We start from the raw sequence: 16,019 nt of genomic DNA on the forward strand, positions 1-16,019 counted from the left end.
TGATCGTGTCCCAGGTAGGCACAGAAACTCATAAAGATTTAGATGAGATCGTCACGATTGTTGCCGCTGCTTGGGTCATGCTGAAACCCAGGCTGACGTTTCGACATGGTGCTTGGTTGCGTTGGGTGGGTAGATTGCCTTTGCTCAAGCAAAGGTGTCGTTGGGGGTTGCGTTCCGTCCGTAGCCCTTGCTCGCTGGGCTCCGCGTTTGGTTGGTGTGCGGATGTATTTTCCAACGTATCGGGCGAACTGACTGTAGCTGAGGCTCGTCTTGTCTCCACCATGATTCTCGTATACGACCGTCACGGGCCAACCGGCCTGAATCAGGACTCGGAACTCCTCAAGACGCGCTAGAAATGCTACGCGACCCGCGCCGCTGAGTCCCTCTTTTGGTGTGTTCTTCATCGCAAGCTCCGCCTAAGCATGATTACGCAAGTATGCGCATAAAGTTGCATTTGTGCCACGCTCAACCTAGCGTATATATGCGTAAGTATGCTTAGTGATACTAGTCCAGAGCTGTTCGCAGAGATACGCACGTGTTTGCGCTTCACTGGACGGCAAGATGTGTGTTGTACGGGTACGGGCAAGCCCGAACCCATCCAACACCGCCCCGTATTCGCCTGCGGCTCAATGGTATCTTGCTCTGCGAGGCCCCAGCCGCTGCCGCGTCTAAGATCGCTGAAGGCAACAATAGGAGCAAAAGTCATGACAGAGGACACCAAGGGGAAGGCCCAACCTCGACGGCGGGGAAAGCCTATAGAGGTGTGGGTGACCGACGAGGAAAAAGCGACCATCACTGAACGTGCCGAGGAGGCGGGCATGTCCCGTTCGGGTTACCTCCGGGCGCTTGGGTTGAACACGCCAATGCGTTCTGTCGTCGATCTGAAAGCTGTTTCCGATTTGGCCAAGGTCAACGGCGATCTCGGTCGAGCCGCTGGGTTGTTAAAACTGTGGTTGGTTAAGAGGCCAGGGGGGGGAATAAGGCCGATAAACTTGGATGCGCTGATAAGCGATTTTCGAACTCTACAATCGCAGATTTTGAATCTTATGAGTCAGATCGTAAACAATAAAAAATAGTATGTTTGCAGCACTTTAAGTTCTAGGAGGGTATGCTATTGGCTTGATGTTGTAATTAGAAGGTTTCTTGTTAATTCAGCCTGTATGGGCTCTGTATCTTGTATGCTCGAATTTTAATATTGTGAGGTGAATTGAAAGCAAAATAGTAGGTCAGCTGCAATAGTTAGGATTGAGTGGTTATTTAAATATGTGAGGTGGTAGCATTTGAGAGATCGAGCGCGCGACGATGCGGTTGTTGAGCAATTCAGGCGAGATCCACTATATGCGGCAGAATTACTGACTGAGGTACTCCAAAACGGGAGCACGGCAGAGCTGGATATTCTCTTGAGGCAAATATCAAAAGCTTTCGGGTGTTATAGGGCTAGCTGCCAAGACATTGAGCATGATTAATAGCTTCGGTTGAAGTCTATGATGCTTCGTGAGTTTTCCTAAGTGCTAATCTTATGTGGCGGAGTTATCAGATTTCCGTTGAAGACTGGAGTAGACATTTGAGTGCGTAAAATGATATGATGATTTTAAGTACCGCACTTAAGAAAAAGTGACAATGAAGAAACAAATTCTCAAACAGTATTTCACCGATGCCCCGGAAATAAAATCCTTAATGTGCCAACTTTTGGGGGATGTTACCAATTTGTCGGTGCTTGAACCCAGTGTAGGTCATGGTTCCTTCCTATCAGGTCTTATCGGTTCACCAAGCAAAATCGATGCTGTGGATGTAGATGCTGACGCTTTAAACGTTACACGACAACGTTTCGGTCATCTTAATCTAAGCCTTCACCATAAAGATTTTATTAGGATTTTTGATGGTGATTTGTTAACTGGTTACGATGCGATATGTGAAACGCTTTACGATGCGGTAATTTCAAATCCTCCGTATGGTTTGTATTTCGATTTGGACTATCGGCGCCAACTCAAGAAAAGATATCCGAATTTCTATGTGAAAGAGTCGTACGGGTTGTTTTTCATGCTGTCGATATTGCGACTCAAGGAAAATGGACGTTATGTTTTTATTGTTCCGGATACTTTCTTGACAAGTGTTTCTCATAAGCCGCTGAGAGAGTTTATAGTAAGTGCGGCGGCACCTACGCATATCATCAGATTTTCCTCTCGACGTTTTGAAACTGTAAATTTTGGTTATGGAAATTTGTGTATAATTGCTGGTGATCGGAAATCATTAGATACTACTGGATCAGTTTATTGGGCCGATCTTTTTGATGATGAGCTGCCTCTGAATTTGACATCTGTTTTGCAGTCTAGCGTGGCTTCTAAAGATCTTGTTCGGGGAGTTTCTACAGGGTGGAGTTCTGGTATGTTAGTGGAGGAGGGAAGAGATTCTGCTAATCATACAGTCCTTGGGGATATCGCAGAATGCCGTACTGGTATCTACACTGGTGATAATGAGAGATTCATTGGATTCGATCCTAGGCGCATTCCGCGGAGAATTAACGGTCATCCTATTCCATGGGAAGAAGTAAAGAGTGATAAGCTCACTGCAGCGGAAATGGAAACTGGGATAAAAAGTGGAAAAGCATATGTCCCATTGATTCGTGGAGGGCATAGGCAGCCATTTGAGCAGCCTTCTTCAGCCGTGCATTGGAGCGAGGAGTCAGTAAGCTTTTATAAAACGAATAAAAAAGCTCGCCTTCAAAATTCTAGTTTTTACTTTCGGCGTGGCATCTCGGTTCCTATGGTTTCAACGAGCCGTATCTCTGCTGCTCTGATGGAAAATGCTGTATTTGACCAAGGTGTTGTTGGTATTTTTCCAAAAGAGGAGCGAGATATTCCTTTTCTTCTCATTTATTTAAATTCTTCTATCGCGTCTCGTAAAGTTAAGGAAATTACGAACGGTAGCGCTAATAATTCCGCTAATTATCTAAAGCGCCTCGCTGTGCCTAAACTAACGGAGGAGCAATATAGAGTTGCGGCAGAGATTTATGCTAAAGCCAAGACTGACAATGCTCTGCCGCAAGATGTGTGCGATAAATTTATAGAGTCGTTGGATGTATTACCACTCTAGATAGGCTCGGAGATCCGTTGTTTGTTCTGATAGATGGTTTATGAATTCTGGGGAGAGATCGTGCTCCCAATCTATTATCATGCGCCGAACTTGCTGGATGTCAGCTCCGGTAAGTTCGGAGATGAGGTTGTAAGCGTTGTCGCTTGTATGGACTTCCCATAACCCAAGGTTCTGTAGAACCCTGAGGTAGTTGTTGTTAGTTGACTGTCTGACGAGAAGCAATAGTCGAGTGTTTAGGTTCCAAAGCTTATATGCGCGCCCAACGGTTTGTAGGCGAAGCATATTTCCTTTTTCGTTGGACCCAAATCCACTTTTGAAATCAATAACATGAGGGATGCCGTCTACCTCGAAGACTTCGTCCTCCCTCATGTTGATGTCGCCAATAATGTCGAATAGTATATCTATGTCTGCCTGCAGTTCCGTTTTGCGTGCATGACCACCGATGTTAGAGTCCAGGCGTGCTCGTAGTGTTCTTCTAACGTCATCAAAATGAGGATGACTAAAGCGCTGTACATTTGCTCTGTTTGGGAAGTTCCAGGCGGCTGAACAAAAACCCTCCCACAACTCGCCTACTCGCCGGGAGAAAGCCATATACTCATATGGCCAAACTTTGTTTCTGTATTCTAGGCTTGCCACTGAATAACAGTATTGGAGCACAAGCGATGCATTCGTCCTATCCGTTGTAGGGAGAGAAGCAATCCAGTTAATCCATGCGTTTCTTATTTGTCCAGCAAGAGAGTTGACAGCCTGTGCTTTTTTTTGATGCTCAATATTCAGTCTGCTTATTTCGTCGACTGCTGGGCGTAGATCTCGGTGAAAATTGTCCAAAATATCAAATTTTAACTTGTTGAGGTCCAATGTCACTTGCTCGTTCCTTATATGCTTTCAAATAAATTTGATAGTGAGACGTCGAGTGCTTTTGCTAGTCGATATATATTCTTTAGCGCAGGATTACGCTCGCCGCGCTCGATTCCACCAATGTAGGTTCTATCCAGGTCACACAAGTTGGCCAATTGCTCCTGGGAAAGCCCTGCACTCATTCGTAGGAGCCTGATCCTCTTACCAAAATTTTTGCAAACTATATCGCCCACAGTTCTTCCTAGAGGGTCTCGGTAGCTTGAAATTTCGCAGGGTGATGCCTATAAGTCTACGGACTATAAGTATCATGCGTGCCCTGATGCTGGGTGTGAGGTAGAAGGTCATGCCTCAATAGTCGATCTAAGACTCCAGAGAAATGGTGTCTATTAGGGTGGCGATCGTTTTTGGAGATATCTGCTCTCGCTAGAAGTGACGTATTTGACTGAAACGCTGTTAATGCAGCTCTCATAGGCCGCAACGGGTTGCCGACAATGGCTTTTCTCCTCAGCAAAATTGGCAGTATGCGAAGATTGCCAAAGCGTCTCGGGGGGGGTTCGAGCCCCTTCCCTTGAAGCGTTAGCAGCGCGACAAGAGACCCTTTACAAAAAGTGGTACGCTAATACTCGAAATCCTTTTAGAAAGCAGTTAAGCCCCGGCATATCCTTGTGGTTAGCAAGCTAGAGCCCTTCTGCGCTTACGGCGGACGCACCGATGACAATCGGATATGGTGTTTTTCATGGTATTTATTCCGAGTGGTAGATTTTTAGCCCTATTTCCTCGGGTGCTAGTCTATTATTGATAATAGAGTGGGAATGATCCCTACCCGCCGCTGAACGAGAAGGGCCTGCATTGCAGGCCCTTTTCATTTGCGCGAGGAAAACCTATTCGCTACCCGGAGGGTGGCCGAAATAGGCCTTGTAGGCATGGCAGAAGTTGGCGGGGTTGGCATAGCCGACATGGTAGGCCACCTGCGAGACCTGCCAGAGCCGCTGCAGCAGCAGGCTGCGGGCCAGTTCCAGGCGTTGTTGCCGCACGTATTGCAGGATAGGCCGGCCAAATTCTTCGCGGAAAGCACGGCGCAACGTGGTCTCGCCCACGCCCAGCTGGCGCGCCAGGCTGGCGGCGGTTGGCGGGGCGCTCAGTTGCGCGTCGAGCAGGCGGCGCGCTTCGATGGCCAGGTCGCGTAGCCCGCGATCCGGCCTGCTCGTGGCTTGCGCAGGGCCGATCAGGTGGCGGGCCAGTTCCAATACGATGGCCAGGCTCAGGCTTTCGCAATGCAGGCGCCTGAGACCGCCGGTATAAGGTGACAGATACAGCTGCTGCAGCAGGCGGCTTACTGCCGGGCAGTGTGGTAACTGATCGAAACGCATGCCGTCTGCCGTCAAGGCCAGCAGGGGTATCAGCTGCGCTTCGTCCCGGGCCAGCTCATGCAGGTAGTCACCGGCAATACGCACGCCCGCCATGCGCGCATGGCTATCGGCAGGCAACTGGTCCTGCGCCTCCAGACTCTCGCCGAGGCCTAGCAGGTGCAGCTGGCCTGGCGTGTAACGGTTCAGTGTGCCATCGACCTTGTGCTGCCAGGCGCCATCGAACAGTTGCACGATGCACAGGCTCTGCGGCAGCACCTTGTCGATCTTCAGCGGCTCCGGGAACTGCAGGTTGCAATCGAAGTACTGCAACCCTGTGTGTACCGTCTGCGCCCGATAGTGCCCGGTTGCGCTACCCATTATCCGCGCCTTGCGGCTGTCCAGCACACCGGCTTCGGCGAGCGACCCCGGGCTGTCGAAGGAGAAGTCGGTGTCCAGGTAGGGGCTGGTCGATGGCATGAGCGCTACGCATCCTTGGTCGGCGGCGGCATGAGCACAAATGGTAACCCGCGCACATTTTCGGCAACAGCCATTGTGCGCGACGGGCCGTCTTTTGTGCGAACCGGCCATGGGGGTTGGCAGTGACGGCGGTGCTGTTTTCAATGGTCGATCGTTTCGCATCAGGATGGAAAAGATGTTCGCTTATCGCAAATGGGTTGCCTTGCTGGTGGCCTCGCTCATCTTCTGGCTGAGCCAGGCCCACGCAGAACAACGGCCGGATGTGGCCGAGCAGGTTGTCGCCTACATGGGGACAGAGGGCGTCAAAGTGTGGACGCTGCGCATTGGCGAGCGCGCCGCCAATGAAGCACTGGTTCAGATCGAAGGGGTTGATCACGACTGGGACATGCGCATCCAGAAGATGCAGGTGGAGAAGACCACAAAGGACACCCGTTACTCGACGACGGTTGACGGCAAGAAGTTCGTGGTACTGGTCGTTCAAAGCGGCTGGGGCGGTGAACTGTACCTGCCCGGCGAGCCGCAACCGATGCAGGTTGGCTATTCCGAGGGGCTGTCGCGTCAAGGCAATGCCCAGGCATTCCTGACCGATTACCTGGCCAAGCAGCAATGAGCAGGGAGAACGACTGACCATGGTTGAACCTAACGATCCGCTGTCCGAGCTTTCCGGCTCGCTCGGCGAAGCCTATGACCAATCCCGTGCAGCCCAGCGCGACCGGGTAATCGCCGAGCTCAAGCAGGTGATCGAGCGCGTACCGCCGCAAAGCGAGTTCACCAATTCCCGCCGTTACAAGGTCTGGGGGCCGATAATCCTGGTGGGCGCCCTGATCTTGCTGGGCGTCACCTTCAATCTGCAACGCATGGGTGCGGTCGCCGCGGGTGTCTTCATCGTCTGCATTGCTGCCGCGGTGACCTGGCAGCACCGCAATGCTGGCACCCAGGTGTTCATGCGCCTGACACGTCGGCAGTTGTTCGTCGATACGCTGGATGCTCCGGTTGATATGGCCGAAGTCGAGGACATCGCGGTCAAGGATGAAGGCCTGGTCATGGTGCAGACGCTGGAAATGAGCAGCGACGCCGCGCTGCCGAAGCATCGTGTGGTCAAGCTGCAGTTCTTCGGTAACCAGGCGATGGCACTGAAAAAACCACGACCGCAGATCCGTATCATGTCCGCCGGCCTGGCCTGCAATGGTCGCAAGCTGGACAACGAGGAAGTGCTCGCAATGCTGGCGGCCTACCGCGATGCGGCCCACGCGCAGCGGCAACTGGAACTGATGCAGGCAGATGGATAATGCCGAGCGCGAAGCGCATCTGGCGTACCTGCAGGCACAGGCCGACGGTCCCCACGACAGCTTCGAACTGCTGGAGCGTTCGTTCGGCAAAGCGCTGACTTGCGCCCTAACCGGCCTGTTGCTCTGCGGCCTGGGCGCCTGGCTGGTCTGGTTGGCGTTGCTGTTCGGCGCTCAGGCCAGCAGTGGCGCGCTGTGGCTGCTTGCGGGCTGCGGCCTTGGCCTGCTCGCTGTGGGGCTGGCCGCTCTGGCCTGCTCCGCCGCGCTGTACCGCCGGCAGGGCAAGCGGGTATTGAGCGTGACACCCGATACCTTGTGCTTTGCCAACGCCCAGGCACCGACCCCCTTGCATGCGTTCGACGGCTTCGAGGTCCAGCAGGGTTATTCCAGCACCCGCCTGATCTTCACACTAGCGGCTTCCAGCCTCGCGCCCGCGCTGCTTCCGGCCAGTTTCAATGGGCTGGCTTCGCCTGACGCGATCACTGTGGCCGGTGGCTTGCGCGTGCGTGTGTGGCTGTGCACGCCGGTAGTGAACGGGCGTCGCCTTGACCTGCAGGAACTGGTGGACATGCTCTTTGCCTACCTGCAAGCCGCGCAGGCCAGGCACACCCTGGCACAGTTGTTTCCGGGCGTGGCACGGCTGGGCGTAACGGCTCCATGAAGCGCCTGGGGTGGGGCCTGGTCATGCTGCTGTTGCCGCTGGCGCTGTTCGGCTGGGCCACTGTGCAGCACTGGCGGGCGGAGACGGCGCAAGAGCAGGCGCGGATCACCCGGCAATGGCTGGCGGCACCCAGCGATACCCTGCTGCAGGCACTGCCTTGGGCTGCACGCAAGCAATTTGCCGGGCGCGTCGACACGCGTGAGGTGCTGCAGCGGCAGTTGGACGAACTCGACAGCGACCGTCACTGGTCGAGCATGCGCAAATCCATGGCCTGCCTCGGCGGCTGGCTGGCGCTGGGCGCTCTGGTCGCCGGCATTGGCGCCTGGCTCAGGCTCAGGGTCGACGCCTGGCGCGCCTTGCGCTCGGCGCACTACCTGCATCAACGCATGACGGCCAGCTGGCGGGTGCTGGTGTGTTGGCTGAGCGCCTACATGGGCATGCTCGCAGGCTCGCTTTGCCTTTTACTGCTCTATGAAACCAGCGCCGGCTTGAGTCACGCTGCGCAGGGCGGCTTGACCGCACTGGTCGTGGTACTGCCGCTGGCTTCAGTGCTGGCCGTCTGCCTGCGTACCCTGCAGCGAATGCGCCAGCAGTGGCCGCGCATGGGGGCTTCCACTGCTGGCTTTCTCGGCCGTGAGCTTGAACGGCAAGGGGCTGTGGCGCTGTGGCAATGGGTCGAAGGCCTGGCTGCGCACCTGCAGGCGCCGGTGCCGGACCATATCGTGGTCGGGATCGACCAAGGCTTTTTCGTCACCAGCGTGCCGATTGTGCTGCAGCCTGGCCAGTCGGCGCTCAGCGGACGAACCTTGTACTTGTCATTGCCGTGTCTCAGCGTCTTGAGCCAGCAAGAGGCCGCCGCGCTCATTGGTCATGAGCTTGGCCATTTCCGCAGTCGAGATACGGAGCAGGGCAGTGAAATCAATGCGCGCTTCAGCATGATGTGCGCACAGTTCTCGGCCATTGTCGACGCCGAGCGCGCCGTGGACTGGGTGGCCCGGCCAGTGGTGTGGATGGCCGGGCAGTTCCTGCATCACTTCCAGATCGCGGTGCATCACTGGGGGCGCGCGCAGGAATTGTTGGCGGATCGGGCCGGGGCCGAAGTGCATGGTCCGAAGCTGTTCGTTCAGGCGCTGCTGCGGGCAATTGCCTTGGGCAGGGTGGTCGATGCATTGCTGCTCGAACGCGGTGGCGAAGGGCTGCTTGCAGCGCTGACCCGGTACCTGCAGCAGGTGCCGTTGCACTTGGGCGAGGAAGTGCTCGGGCTGACAATGCCCCATCCCTTCGACACGCACCCACCCATCGCCGCGCGCCTTGACAATCTGAACGTGATGCTTGACGCGGCGCTGGTGCAGGCCGCCATGCGCGAACCCTCTGGCCATGACCGGCAGTGGTTCAACAAGCTCTGCGGGGCTCCTGCAGCCAAGGTATGGACAGACTTCACTTAATATTTCCCATTTGCAGGTGTATCGTATTCGCCCTTCATCGCCAGCCGTGCTGGCAGCTTGATTGCGCAGAACGCGAGGTACCCGCACCGATGTCCTTCACCCGTCGATAAATGCTCAAGGGCCCGACCGGCCTGGTTGTGGTTGGCCTGGGCGCTGGTGGCGCGGCGCGTTACTGGCTGGGCAAGGTCCAGGACGAAACGCCGGGCATGACTACGAACTGATCGCCGCGCCGCTTGACGTCGAGCTGGTGCCGGGGTTCAAGACCGAGGCCTGGGCCTTTATCATTCAGCTGTCTGCCCCGACGGGCGCATCATCACAGCGAATAGAACGGGTCGTTTTCAGGCGCCTGGTCGTGCAACGCTTGGGCGAGGTCCTGGATGTGTTCAGACCACGCCACTGTCTTTACCCATTCCTCGGGCATGCCGGATACCCCGTACAACGCTCCGGCCAGCTGCCCAGCCACGGCTGCCACGCTGTCGGCGTCATCTGCCAGGTTTGCCGCCAGTAGCACTGCGTCTCTGAAATTGTCGGTATTCCAAACCGCCCATAGCGCAGCTTCCAAGGTGTCGATGACATACCCTGAGGAGCGGATCTGGTCGCGGCTTTTTTCCTTGTATTCGCCAGCGTTGATGATGGTGGCGCGGGGCTGCAGCGGGCGGACCATCGGGCGGCACATTTCATCCTTGTCGGCGCCATTCAGGGCAAGGTGCAGCTGCGCGCCCAGCAGTTCGCAGCCACTCACTGCTTCGGGCGCCCGATGGGTGGCCCGACTCTGGCTTTGGGCTTCGCGCCACGTGGATGGCAGCATGTGGCGCCTGAATATGGCGGTGGGGGCGAGCCGGATGATGGAGCCATTGCCGGCCGTATTCGGCTCTGTGTTGCCTATCCAGTCCAGGCCATGGCGTAGCCACCCTTCCAAGGCAAGGCGTGTAGCATTGCCGATGTCGAAACAGACACCGTTTGCGCTGTTTTCCCCTCGCTTGTACCACCTGCACAGTCGCTCGAGATAATCTGCATGGTCGAATCGCATGCAAGCCAGGTACGAGTCCGCCAGGCAAAGCGCCATGCTCGTATCATCGGTCCACTCACCTGGCTTGAGCCTGAACGGCCCGCCGCCGACCATGTCATCGACGTGTGCTTTATCGCGAGGCAGGAACTCCAGGGTGGTGCCTACGGCATCACCAATGGCCAAACCCAGCAACGCACCTTTGGCTCGGTCGAGCGATTGTTCGGGGGTTAATGTGCAAGCGCGCGATTCTTGCCATTGCGGGTGCACGTAGGCACGGCCTGCGGACTCGCGTGGGGTGGGCGCTGGTAGCAAGTGGTTGTACCGGTAGGCATACTCGGTAACTTCAAGGGTAGGGCTGTGCAGGTCGATCATAGAACTTCTTCTAATAAGAGATGAGTCGTGGGGCCTTGCTCAATCCGGTTCAGTACCCTGAAAGAAGTACCCGGCGGGTACAGTACTTCCGCCTCGGGAATTTGCGTCAGGAAACTGATGTCCTTGCCGGATACGCCGCGTACGACCATCTGGGTATTGCCTGCGAATGGTGTTGTCGCGGATGAGCTGAAGAATGCCATGTCGGTCTCCACTGCGCCCATTTGCATCCGATTGAGCACATCCAGTGGCAGATCCGTTCCACGGTAGGTTTCAGCGCCAACGTAGCGAGGCAAGCGTGCCAGACCTTCGGTTGCATGCTCGGCAAAAGCCATGATTTCAGGCGTGGCTGTGCCTTGGCGCATCGCCAGGTTATACGCCTTGTACACATCGTTGGTAGAGTAACCGTAAAGTGCGCCTATTTGATCGTCGCTGAGCAGTTTCGAAAGCTCCGGGGCCCGAACATCTGCCCGGGCGCGGCCTTCGGCAATCCATCGCTCTGCCATGTCCTTGCCCACTGCCTCTCGCAGGCTCATGAGCTTCTTGGGCGCCGCCGCAATGTTTTTTTCAGTGGCTTGCTTTGCTGGCGGCAGCTCTGGCTCGGCTTTCTGCAGCGGTGTCGCGGCCTTCATCTGCAACTCAGGTTCAGCCAGCAGCCTGCTTTCGTTCTTCGCCAGCCAGTTGGCCAACTGTTTGTTGGAGATTTCGGCCTGAAGCTTGGCACTACGGCTGGCGATGCTTTCCACGCTGCTCATCACGCCGGCTTTCATCTGCCCGCGGGTCAGGTAGGTCACAATTGCCATCAGCAAAAGCATCACCAGCTGCTCTTGCCCACGGGCCAGTTGCCTTGCAGCGTGTTCGGTACGCTCTTGAACCAGCGCCGCCGAGCCGCCCGAAGGGTCGAGACCGGAGGGTTTCAAGCCGTCTTCGGCAGTCCACGCGGTAGCAAGCCCCTCTTGCATGGAGGCCAGGCACGCGGGAAGCCCTTGATAGAAATACTCCGCGATGGCGGCCAGGCCCAGCGCCATCAGGATCAGGTTGCCGACCTGCAGGCCGATACCGCTGCCTGCGACCACCCCAGGTGCCGCACCGACGCCAAAGGCGAGAGAACCCACGGCGCCGCCGATAGCGCCGCCTAGCGCGACGCTGCCGCCGAGAATCATCACCACTTCCTGCACGAGCTTGAGCAGTACGGGCAAAATCTGGTCGATATTGATGGACGCCCATTTGCGCGACAGATTTGACTGCATCATGGGATAGGACAAAGCCATCGCCTGCCGGACATTGTCTATCCGGTGTCCGCCTACAGCGCCATAAGCCTGGCTGGCGCCATCGCTTACGCGACGGGTGAAGCCGTCCCAGCTGTCATGGACATTGCGCAAGCCGCTGCTGACGCTTTGATTGAGGACGCTGAATTTTTGGTCCAGGTTGCGTTCGATGTCGCCCCAGCTAGGGACGTGAGTTGATAAGTCCATTTACCATTGCATTCCTTTAGAGAAGGCAGGTGAGTGTGCGGGCGGCAGGCGATTCTTTCCCATGCACCACGCTGACGGTCAAGCCAGCCGCCAATCGAGCTGCCGATTGCATTGCGAGGCATTTTCTCATCTGAGGTGCCTCTGGCAATGGTGTCAATTTGATCTCGTGCTTGTCGGTCAGTTCCGTTAAGTCTGCCGAATGGCCAATAGAGTGGCTAAAGCAAACGATGGCTGGATACTTCACTTAATATTTCCCATTTGCAGGTGTATCGTATTCGCCCTTCACCGCCAGCCATGCTGGCAGCTTGATTGCGCAGAACGCGAGGTACCCGCACCGATGTCCTTCACCCGTCGACAAATGCTCAAGGGCCTGACCGGCCTGGTTGTGGTTGGCCTGGGCGCCGGTGGCGCGGCACGTTACTGGCTGGGCAAGGTCGAGGACGACAACGCCGGGCATGACTACGAGCTGATCGCTGCTCCCCTGGACGTCGAGCTGGTGACGGGCTTCAAGACCGAGGCCTGGGCCTTCGGCCCTTCGGCGCCAGGCACCGAGTTGCGTGTGCGCCAGGGCACCTGGCTGCGGGTGCGCTTCATCAATCACCTGCCGGTGGAAACCACCATCCACTGGCATGGCATTCGCCTGCCGCTGGAAATGGACGGTGTGCCCTATGTGTCGCAACTGCCAGTCAAGCCGGGCGAGTACTTCGACTACAAATTCCGTGTGCCGGACGCCGGCAGCTACTGGTACCACCCGCATGTCAGCAGTTCCGAAGAGCTGGGCCGTGGCCTGGTCGGCCCGCTGATCGTCGAGGAGCGCGAGCCGACCGGCTTCCAGCATGAACGCACGCTCAGCCTGAAGAACTGGCACGTGGACGAGCAGGGCGCCTGGTTGCCGTTCAGCATCCCGCGTGAGGCGGCGCGCAACGGCACCGCCGGGCGCCTGATCACCATCAATGGCCAGGCCGATTCGGTCACCGAGTTGCCAGCCGGCCAGGTTGTGCGGGTGCGTCTGCTTAACCTGGACAACACCTGGACCTACCGCATCAACCTCAAGGGCAACTGCGAGGCAAAAATCTATGCTCTGGACGGCAATCCGGTAACCCCGCGCCCATTGGACGATGACTACTGGCTCGGCCCAGGCATGCGTATCTGCCTGGCTGTCCGTATTCCTGTGGAGGGTGAGGAGATCTCCCTGCGCGACGGTTTCGTGCGCCTGGGCACCCTGCGTTCGGTTGCCAGCAACGACGCGCCAAGTGACTGGCCGCCGGCGCTACCGCCCAACCCGATCGCCGAGCCGGACCTGGAGAATGCCGAAAAGCTCAACTTCAATTTTGAGTGGGCGGCGAAAGTCTCGGTCACTACGGACCAGGATAAGCCGTCGAGCATGTGGCAGATCAACGGCCAGGCCTGGGACATCACCGACAAGACCTGCGCCGAGCGCCCCATTGCCACGTTGCAGAAGGGCAAGAGCTACATCTTCGAGCTGAAGAACATGACCCAATACCAGCACCCGATCCACCTGCACGGCATGAGCTTCAAGGTGATCGGCTCCAACCGTCATGACATCAAGGAGCCGTGGTTCACCGATACCTACCTGCTGGGCAAGAACGAGCGCGCCCAGGTGGCGCTGGTGGCGGATAACCCGGGCACCTGGATGTTCCACTGCCACGTCATCGACCACATGGAAACCGGCCTGATGGCCGCGATCGCGGTGGTCTGATGCGCCCGCAGATCATCGATCGCAGCCGCGATCAGGAATTCATGCGTCTGGCCCTGGCCCTGGCCGCCGAAGGTGCGGCCATGGGCGAGGTGCCGGTGGGCGCAGTACTGGTGCAGCATGGGCAGGTGATCGGGCAGGGCTTCAACCGGCCGATCATCGACAGTGACCCCAGTGCGCACGCCGAGATGGTGGCCATTCGCGCGGCGGCGAAATCCGCCAGTAACTACCGGCTACCCGGCAGCACCCTGTATGTGACCCTGGAGCCGTGCAGCATGTGTGCGGGGTTGATCGTGCATTCGCGGGTGATGCGGGTGGTATTCGGTGCGCTGGAGCCCAAGGCGGGGATCGTGCAGAGCCAGGGGCAGTTCTTCGGGCAGGGTTTCCTGAACCACCGGGTGATGGTGGAGGGCGGGGTGCTGGCGGAGGAGTGCGGGCAGATCCTCAGTGACTTCTTCAAGGCTCGCCGAGCCAAGTCTTGACCTGTTCCGGCCCCTTCGCGGGCACGCCCGCTCCTACAGGTACACCGCAGGCCTGAGGAGATTGATATTCCTGTGGGAGCGGGCGTGCCCGCGAAGAGGCCGGTGCAGGCCTACATCGGCGGCGACTGCTCCGCCGGCTTGTCCTTGTTCACCCCGGGCACATGCAGGCTGCCCTCGGCCACCTGGCCTTCGAGCTGCGGCTGGGTCACCCAGGTGAGGATGTCGTAGTAGCGACGGATGTTGGCCACGAAATGCACCGGCTCGCCGCCACGTGCATAGCCGTATTTGGTCTGGCGATACCACTGCTTCTGCGACAGCCGCGGCAGCATCTTCTTCACGTCCAGCCACTTGTTCGGGTTGAGCTTCTCGCGCTTGGCCAGGGTGCGGGCGTCTTCCAGGTGGCCGGTGCCGACGTTGTAGGCAGCCAGGGCGAACCAGGTGCGGTCCGGTTCCTGGATGCTGTCGTCGAGCTCTTCCTTGATCTTCATGAAGTACTTGGCGCCGCCCTGGATGCTCTGCTTCGGGTCCAGGCGGTTGGACACGCCCATGGCCTGGGCGGTGCGCTGGGTCAGCATCATCAGGCCGCGCACGCCGGTCTTGGAGGTGACCTCGGGCTGCCACATCGATTCCTGGTAGCCGATGGCGGCCAGCAGGCGCCAGTCCACCTGCTCAACCTTGGCGTAGCTCTTGAAGTGCTTCTCGTACTTGGGCAGGCGCTGCTGCAGGTGCTGGGCGAAAGTGTAGGCACCCACATAGCCCAGGACGTCGACATGGCCGTAGTAGCGGTCCTTCAGGCGTTGCAGGGTGCCGTTCTTCTGCGCCTTGTCGAGGAACTCATTGACCTCGTTGAGCAGGCTGTTGTCTTCACCGGCCGCCACCGCCCAACGCTGGTCGCGGGTGTCGCCAAGGTCGAAGGCAACCCGCACGTTGGGGAAGTACACCTGGTTCATCGCCAGCTCGTTGGAGTCGACCAGGGTCAGGTCGATCTGGCCTTCATCGACCATGCGCAGCAGGTCGACCACCTCGACGGCGTCGGATTCCTCGTATTCCAGGCCCGGGTACTGCTTTTTCAGCTCGGCCAGCTGGTCGGCATGGCTGCTGCCCTTGAGCACCATGATCTTCTTTCCGACCAGGCCCTTGGCGTTGGTGGGGCGCGTGCGGCCGTTGCGGTAGATGACCTGTGGGGTCACTTCCAGATAAGGGTGGGAGTACCTGACCTGGGCCTTGCGCCGTTCGCTGGTGACCAGGCCGGCCGCTGCCAGCACCGGGCCGGAGGGCTTGCCGAGGCTGTCATACAGCTCGTCGAGGTTGTCGGCGGTCTCGATCTGCAGCTTCACGCCCAGATCTTCGGCGAAATGCTGGACCAACTCGTATTCGAAGCCGGTTTCGCCGTTGCGGTCCTGGAAGTAGGTGGCCGGGCTGTTGCGGGTGATCACGCGCAGCACGCCATCCTCCTTCACGCGCTCGAGGGTGCTGGGTTTTTCAACGCAGGCACCGAGCAGCAGAAAGAGTCCGGTTGCGAAAAGCCATCTGGCGCAACGCTGGCGCAAAGCAGTGTGGGCGAACATAGGTTGCAGTATACGCAAAGGACTGGCCCAACCATATCTCGACAACTGTTAGCTTGTCTGGTAGCAGGTTCTGTGCTTTACCGGCCCTATCGCCGGCAAGCCGGCTCCCACAGGTACAACGCAGGCCTTGAGGGTGGTGGTATACCTGTGGGAGCCGGCTTGCCGGCGATAGGGCCGGAGCAGGCAACACAAGGCAATTTTTTTTTGACCCGCAAGTCCGGTTCCGCCGC

At 57.6% G+C, this 16,019-nt stretch carries 14 protein-coding genes and 1 pseudogene; 9 read left to right on the forward strand and 6 right to left on the reverse strand.

Annotated features, from left to right (window positions below; all coding sequences use genetic code 11):
- Positions 1-704 precede the first annotated feature (704 nt).
- Both NY023_RS05475 and NY023_RS05480 read left to right on the forward strand, forming a co-directional pair.
- Positions 705-1,076: a plasmid mobilization protein gene (locus tag NY023_RS05475; RefSeq protein ID WP_038408924.1), complete on the forward strand. Its 372-nt coding sequence runs from the start codon at positions 705-707 to the stop codon at positions 1,074-1,076.
- A gap of 544 nt (positions 1,077-1,620) precedes the next feature.
- Positions 1,621-3,093: an Eco57I restriction-modification methylase domain-containing protein gene (locus NY023_RS05480; protein WP_013971148.1), complete on the forward strand. Its 1,473-nt coding sequence runs from the start codon at positions 1,621-1,623 to the stop codon at positions 3,091-3,093.
- Here NY023_RS05480 and NY023_RS05485 read toward each other — a convergent pair.
- From NY023_RS05485 to NY023_RS05495, 3 genes are all read right to left on the reverse strand, one after another.
- Entirely contained in the window at positions 3,082-3,957 is an 876-nt protein-coding gene (locus tag NY023_RS05485) for a hypothetical protein (RefSeq protein WP_144241748.1), read from the reverse strand. The genes NY023_RS05480 and NY023_RS05485 overlap by 12 nt on opposite strands.
- Before the next feature lie 11 nt (positions 3,958-3,968).
- The gene (locus NY023_RS05490; RefSeq protein ID WP_080563743.1) at positions 3,969-4,133 is read right to left on the reverse strand and encodes a helix-turn-helix domain-containing protein; all 165 of its coding nucleotides are present in this window, start codon (positions 4,131-4,133) and stop codon (positions 3,969-3,971) included.
- Between the two features lie 699 nt (positions 4,134-4,832).
- Positions 4,833-5,777, reverse strand: coding sequence for a helix-turn-helix transcriptional regulator (locus tag NY023_RS05495; RefSeq protein ID WP_013971149.1), 945 nt, complete (start codon positions 5,775-5,777; stop codon positions 4,833-4,835).
- 175 nt (positions 5,778-5,952) lie between these two features.
- Here NY023_RS05495 and NY023_RS05500 point away from each other — a divergent pair, with 175 nt between their 5' ends.
- The 5 genes and pseudogenes from NY023_RS05500 to NY023_RS05520 all read left to right on the forward strand — a co-directional run.
- Positions 5,953-6,387, forward strand: a complete 435-nt coding sequence (locus NY023_RS05500; RefSeq protein ID WP_031325854.1) for a hypothetical protein — start codon at positions 5,953-5,955, stop codon at positions 6,385-6,387.
- A 19-nt stretch (positions 6,388-6,406) separates the two neighbouring features.
- Positions 6,407-7,066 (forward strand): hypothetical protein, encoded by a 660-nt coding sequence (locus NY023_RS05505; RefSeq protein ID WP_013971151.1) that lies wholly within the window; start codon positions 6,407-6,409, stop codon positions 7,064-7,066.
- Positions 7,059-7,724 carry a hypothetical protein gene (locus NY023_RS05510; protein WP_013971152.1) on the forward strand — a complete coding sequence of 222 codons (666 nt, stop codon included), beginning with the start codon at positions 7,059-7,061 and terminating at the stop codon, positions 7,722-7,724. The genes NY023_RS05505 and NY023_RS05510 overlap by 8 nt, the downstream gene beginning before the upstream one ends.
- Positions 7,721-9,169, forward strand: a complete 1,449-nt coding sequence (locus NY023_RS05515; protein ID WP_013971153.1) for a M48 family metallopeptidase — start codon at positions 7,721-7,723, stop codon at positions 9,167-9,169. The genes NY023_RS05510 and NY023_RS05515 overlap by 4 nt, the downstream gene beginning before the upstream one ends.
- Positions 9,170-9,279: 110 nt before the next feature.
- A pseudogene (locus NY023_RS05520) lies at positions 9,280-9,449 on the forward strand (multicopper oxidase family protein); the annotation flags it as partial.
- Between the two features lie 33 nt (positions 9,450-9,482).
- On the opposite strand, the gene tri1 reads toward NY023_RS05520, so the two are convergent.
- Positions 9,483-10,550: an ADP-ribosylarginine hydrolase Tri1 gene (gene tri1, locus NY023_RS05525; RefSeq protein ID WP_023662556.1), complete on the reverse strand. Its 1,068-nt coding sequence runs from the start codon at positions 10,548-10,550 to the stop codon at positions 9,483-9,485.
- The gene (locus tag NY023_RS05530) at positions 10,547-12,022 is read right to left on the reverse strand and encodes a DUF6861 domain-containing protein (RefSeq protein ID WP_013971155.1); all 1,476 of its coding nucleotides are present in this window, start codon (positions 12,020-12,022) and stop codon (positions 10,547-10,549) included. The genes tri1 and NY023_RS05530 overlap by 4 nt, the downstream gene beginning before the upstream one ends.
- Before the next feature lie 337 nt (positions 12,023-12,359).
- Here NY023_RS05530 and NY023_RS05535 point away from each other — a divergent pair, with 337 nt between their 5' ends.
- Complete coding sequence (locus tag NY023_RS05535; RefSeq protein WP_013971156.1) at positions 12,360-13,742, forward strand: multicopper oxidase family protein; 1,383 nt, start codon at positions 12,360-12,362, stop codon at positions 13,740-13,742.
- Entirely contained in the window at positions 13,742-14,221 is a 480-nt protein-coding gene (gene tadA / locus NY023_RS05540; protein ID WP_013971157.1) for a tRNA adenosine(34) deaminase TadA, read from the forward strand. Before NY023_RS05535 ends, tadA begins: the two co-directional genes overlap by 1 nt.
- Positions 14,222-14,331: 110 nt before the next feature.
- Here tadA and mltF read toward each other — a convergent pair whose 3' ends face one another.
- Entirely contained in the window at positions 14,332-15,789 is a 1,458-nt protein-coding gene (gene mltF, locus NY023_RS05545; RefSeq protein WP_013971158.1) for a membrane-bound lytic murein transglycosylase MltF, read from the reverse strand.
- Between the last annotated feature and the right edge of the window lie 230 nt (positions 15,790-16,019).

Origin of the sequence: Pseudomonas sp. NBB (assembly GCF_032701105.1) — a bacterium.
GTDB lineage: Bacteria > Pseudomonadota > Gammaproteobacteria > Pseudomonadales > Pseudomonadaceae > Aquipseudomonas > Aquipseudomonas asiatica.

Coding starts and splice junctions, on each gene's coding strand:
- NY023_RS05475 (WP_038408924.1), top strand. CDS start 705: ATGACAGAGGACACCAAGGGGAAGGCCCAACCTCGACGGCGGGGAAAG.
- NY023_RS05480 (WP_013971148.1), top strand. CDS start 1,621: ATGAAGAAACAAATTCTCAAACAGTATTTCACCGATGCCCCGGAAATA.
- NY023_RS05490 (WP_080563743.1), bottom strand. CDS start 4,133: ATGAGTGCAGGGCTTTCCCAGGAGCAATTGGCCAACTTGTGTGACCTG.
- NY023_RS05495 (WP_013971149.1), bottom strand. CDS start 5,777: ATGCCATCGACCAGCCCCTACCTGGACACCGACTTCTCCTTCGACAGC.
- NY023_RS05500 (WP_031325854.1), top strand. CDS start 5,953: ATGTTCGCTTATCGCAAATGGGTTGCCTTGCTGGTGGCCTCGCTCATC.
- NY023_RS05505 (WP_013971151.1), top strand. CDS start 6,407: ATGGTTGAACCTAACGATCCGCTGTCCGAGCTTTCCGGCTCGCTCGGC.
- NY023_RS05510 (WP_013971152.1), top strand. CDS start 7,059: ATGGATAATGCCGAGCGCGAAGCGCATCTGGCGTACCTGCAGGCACAG.
- NY023_RS05515 (WP_013971153.1), top strand. CDS start 7,721: ATGAAGCGCCTGGGGTGGGGCCTGGTCATGCTGCTGTTGCCGCTGGCG.
- tri1 (WP_023662556.1), bottom strand. CDS start 10,550: ATGATCGACCTGCACAGCCCTACCCTTGAAGTTACCGAGTATGCCTAC.
- NY023_RS05530 (WP_013971155.1), bottom strand. CDS start 12,022: ATGGACTTATCAACTCACGTCCCTAGCTGGGGCGACATCGAACGCAAC.
- NY023_RS05535 (WP_013971156.1), top strand. CDS start 12,360: ATGTCCTTCACCCGTCGACAAATGCTCAAGGGCCTGACCGGCCTGGTT.
- tadA (WP_013971157.1), top strand. CDS start 13,742: ATGCGCCCGCAGATCATCGATCGCAGCCGCGATCAGGAATTCATGCGT.
- mltF (WP_013971158.1), bottom strand. CDS start 15,789: ATGTTCGCCCACACTGCTTTGCGCCAGCGTTGCGCCAGATGGCTTTTC.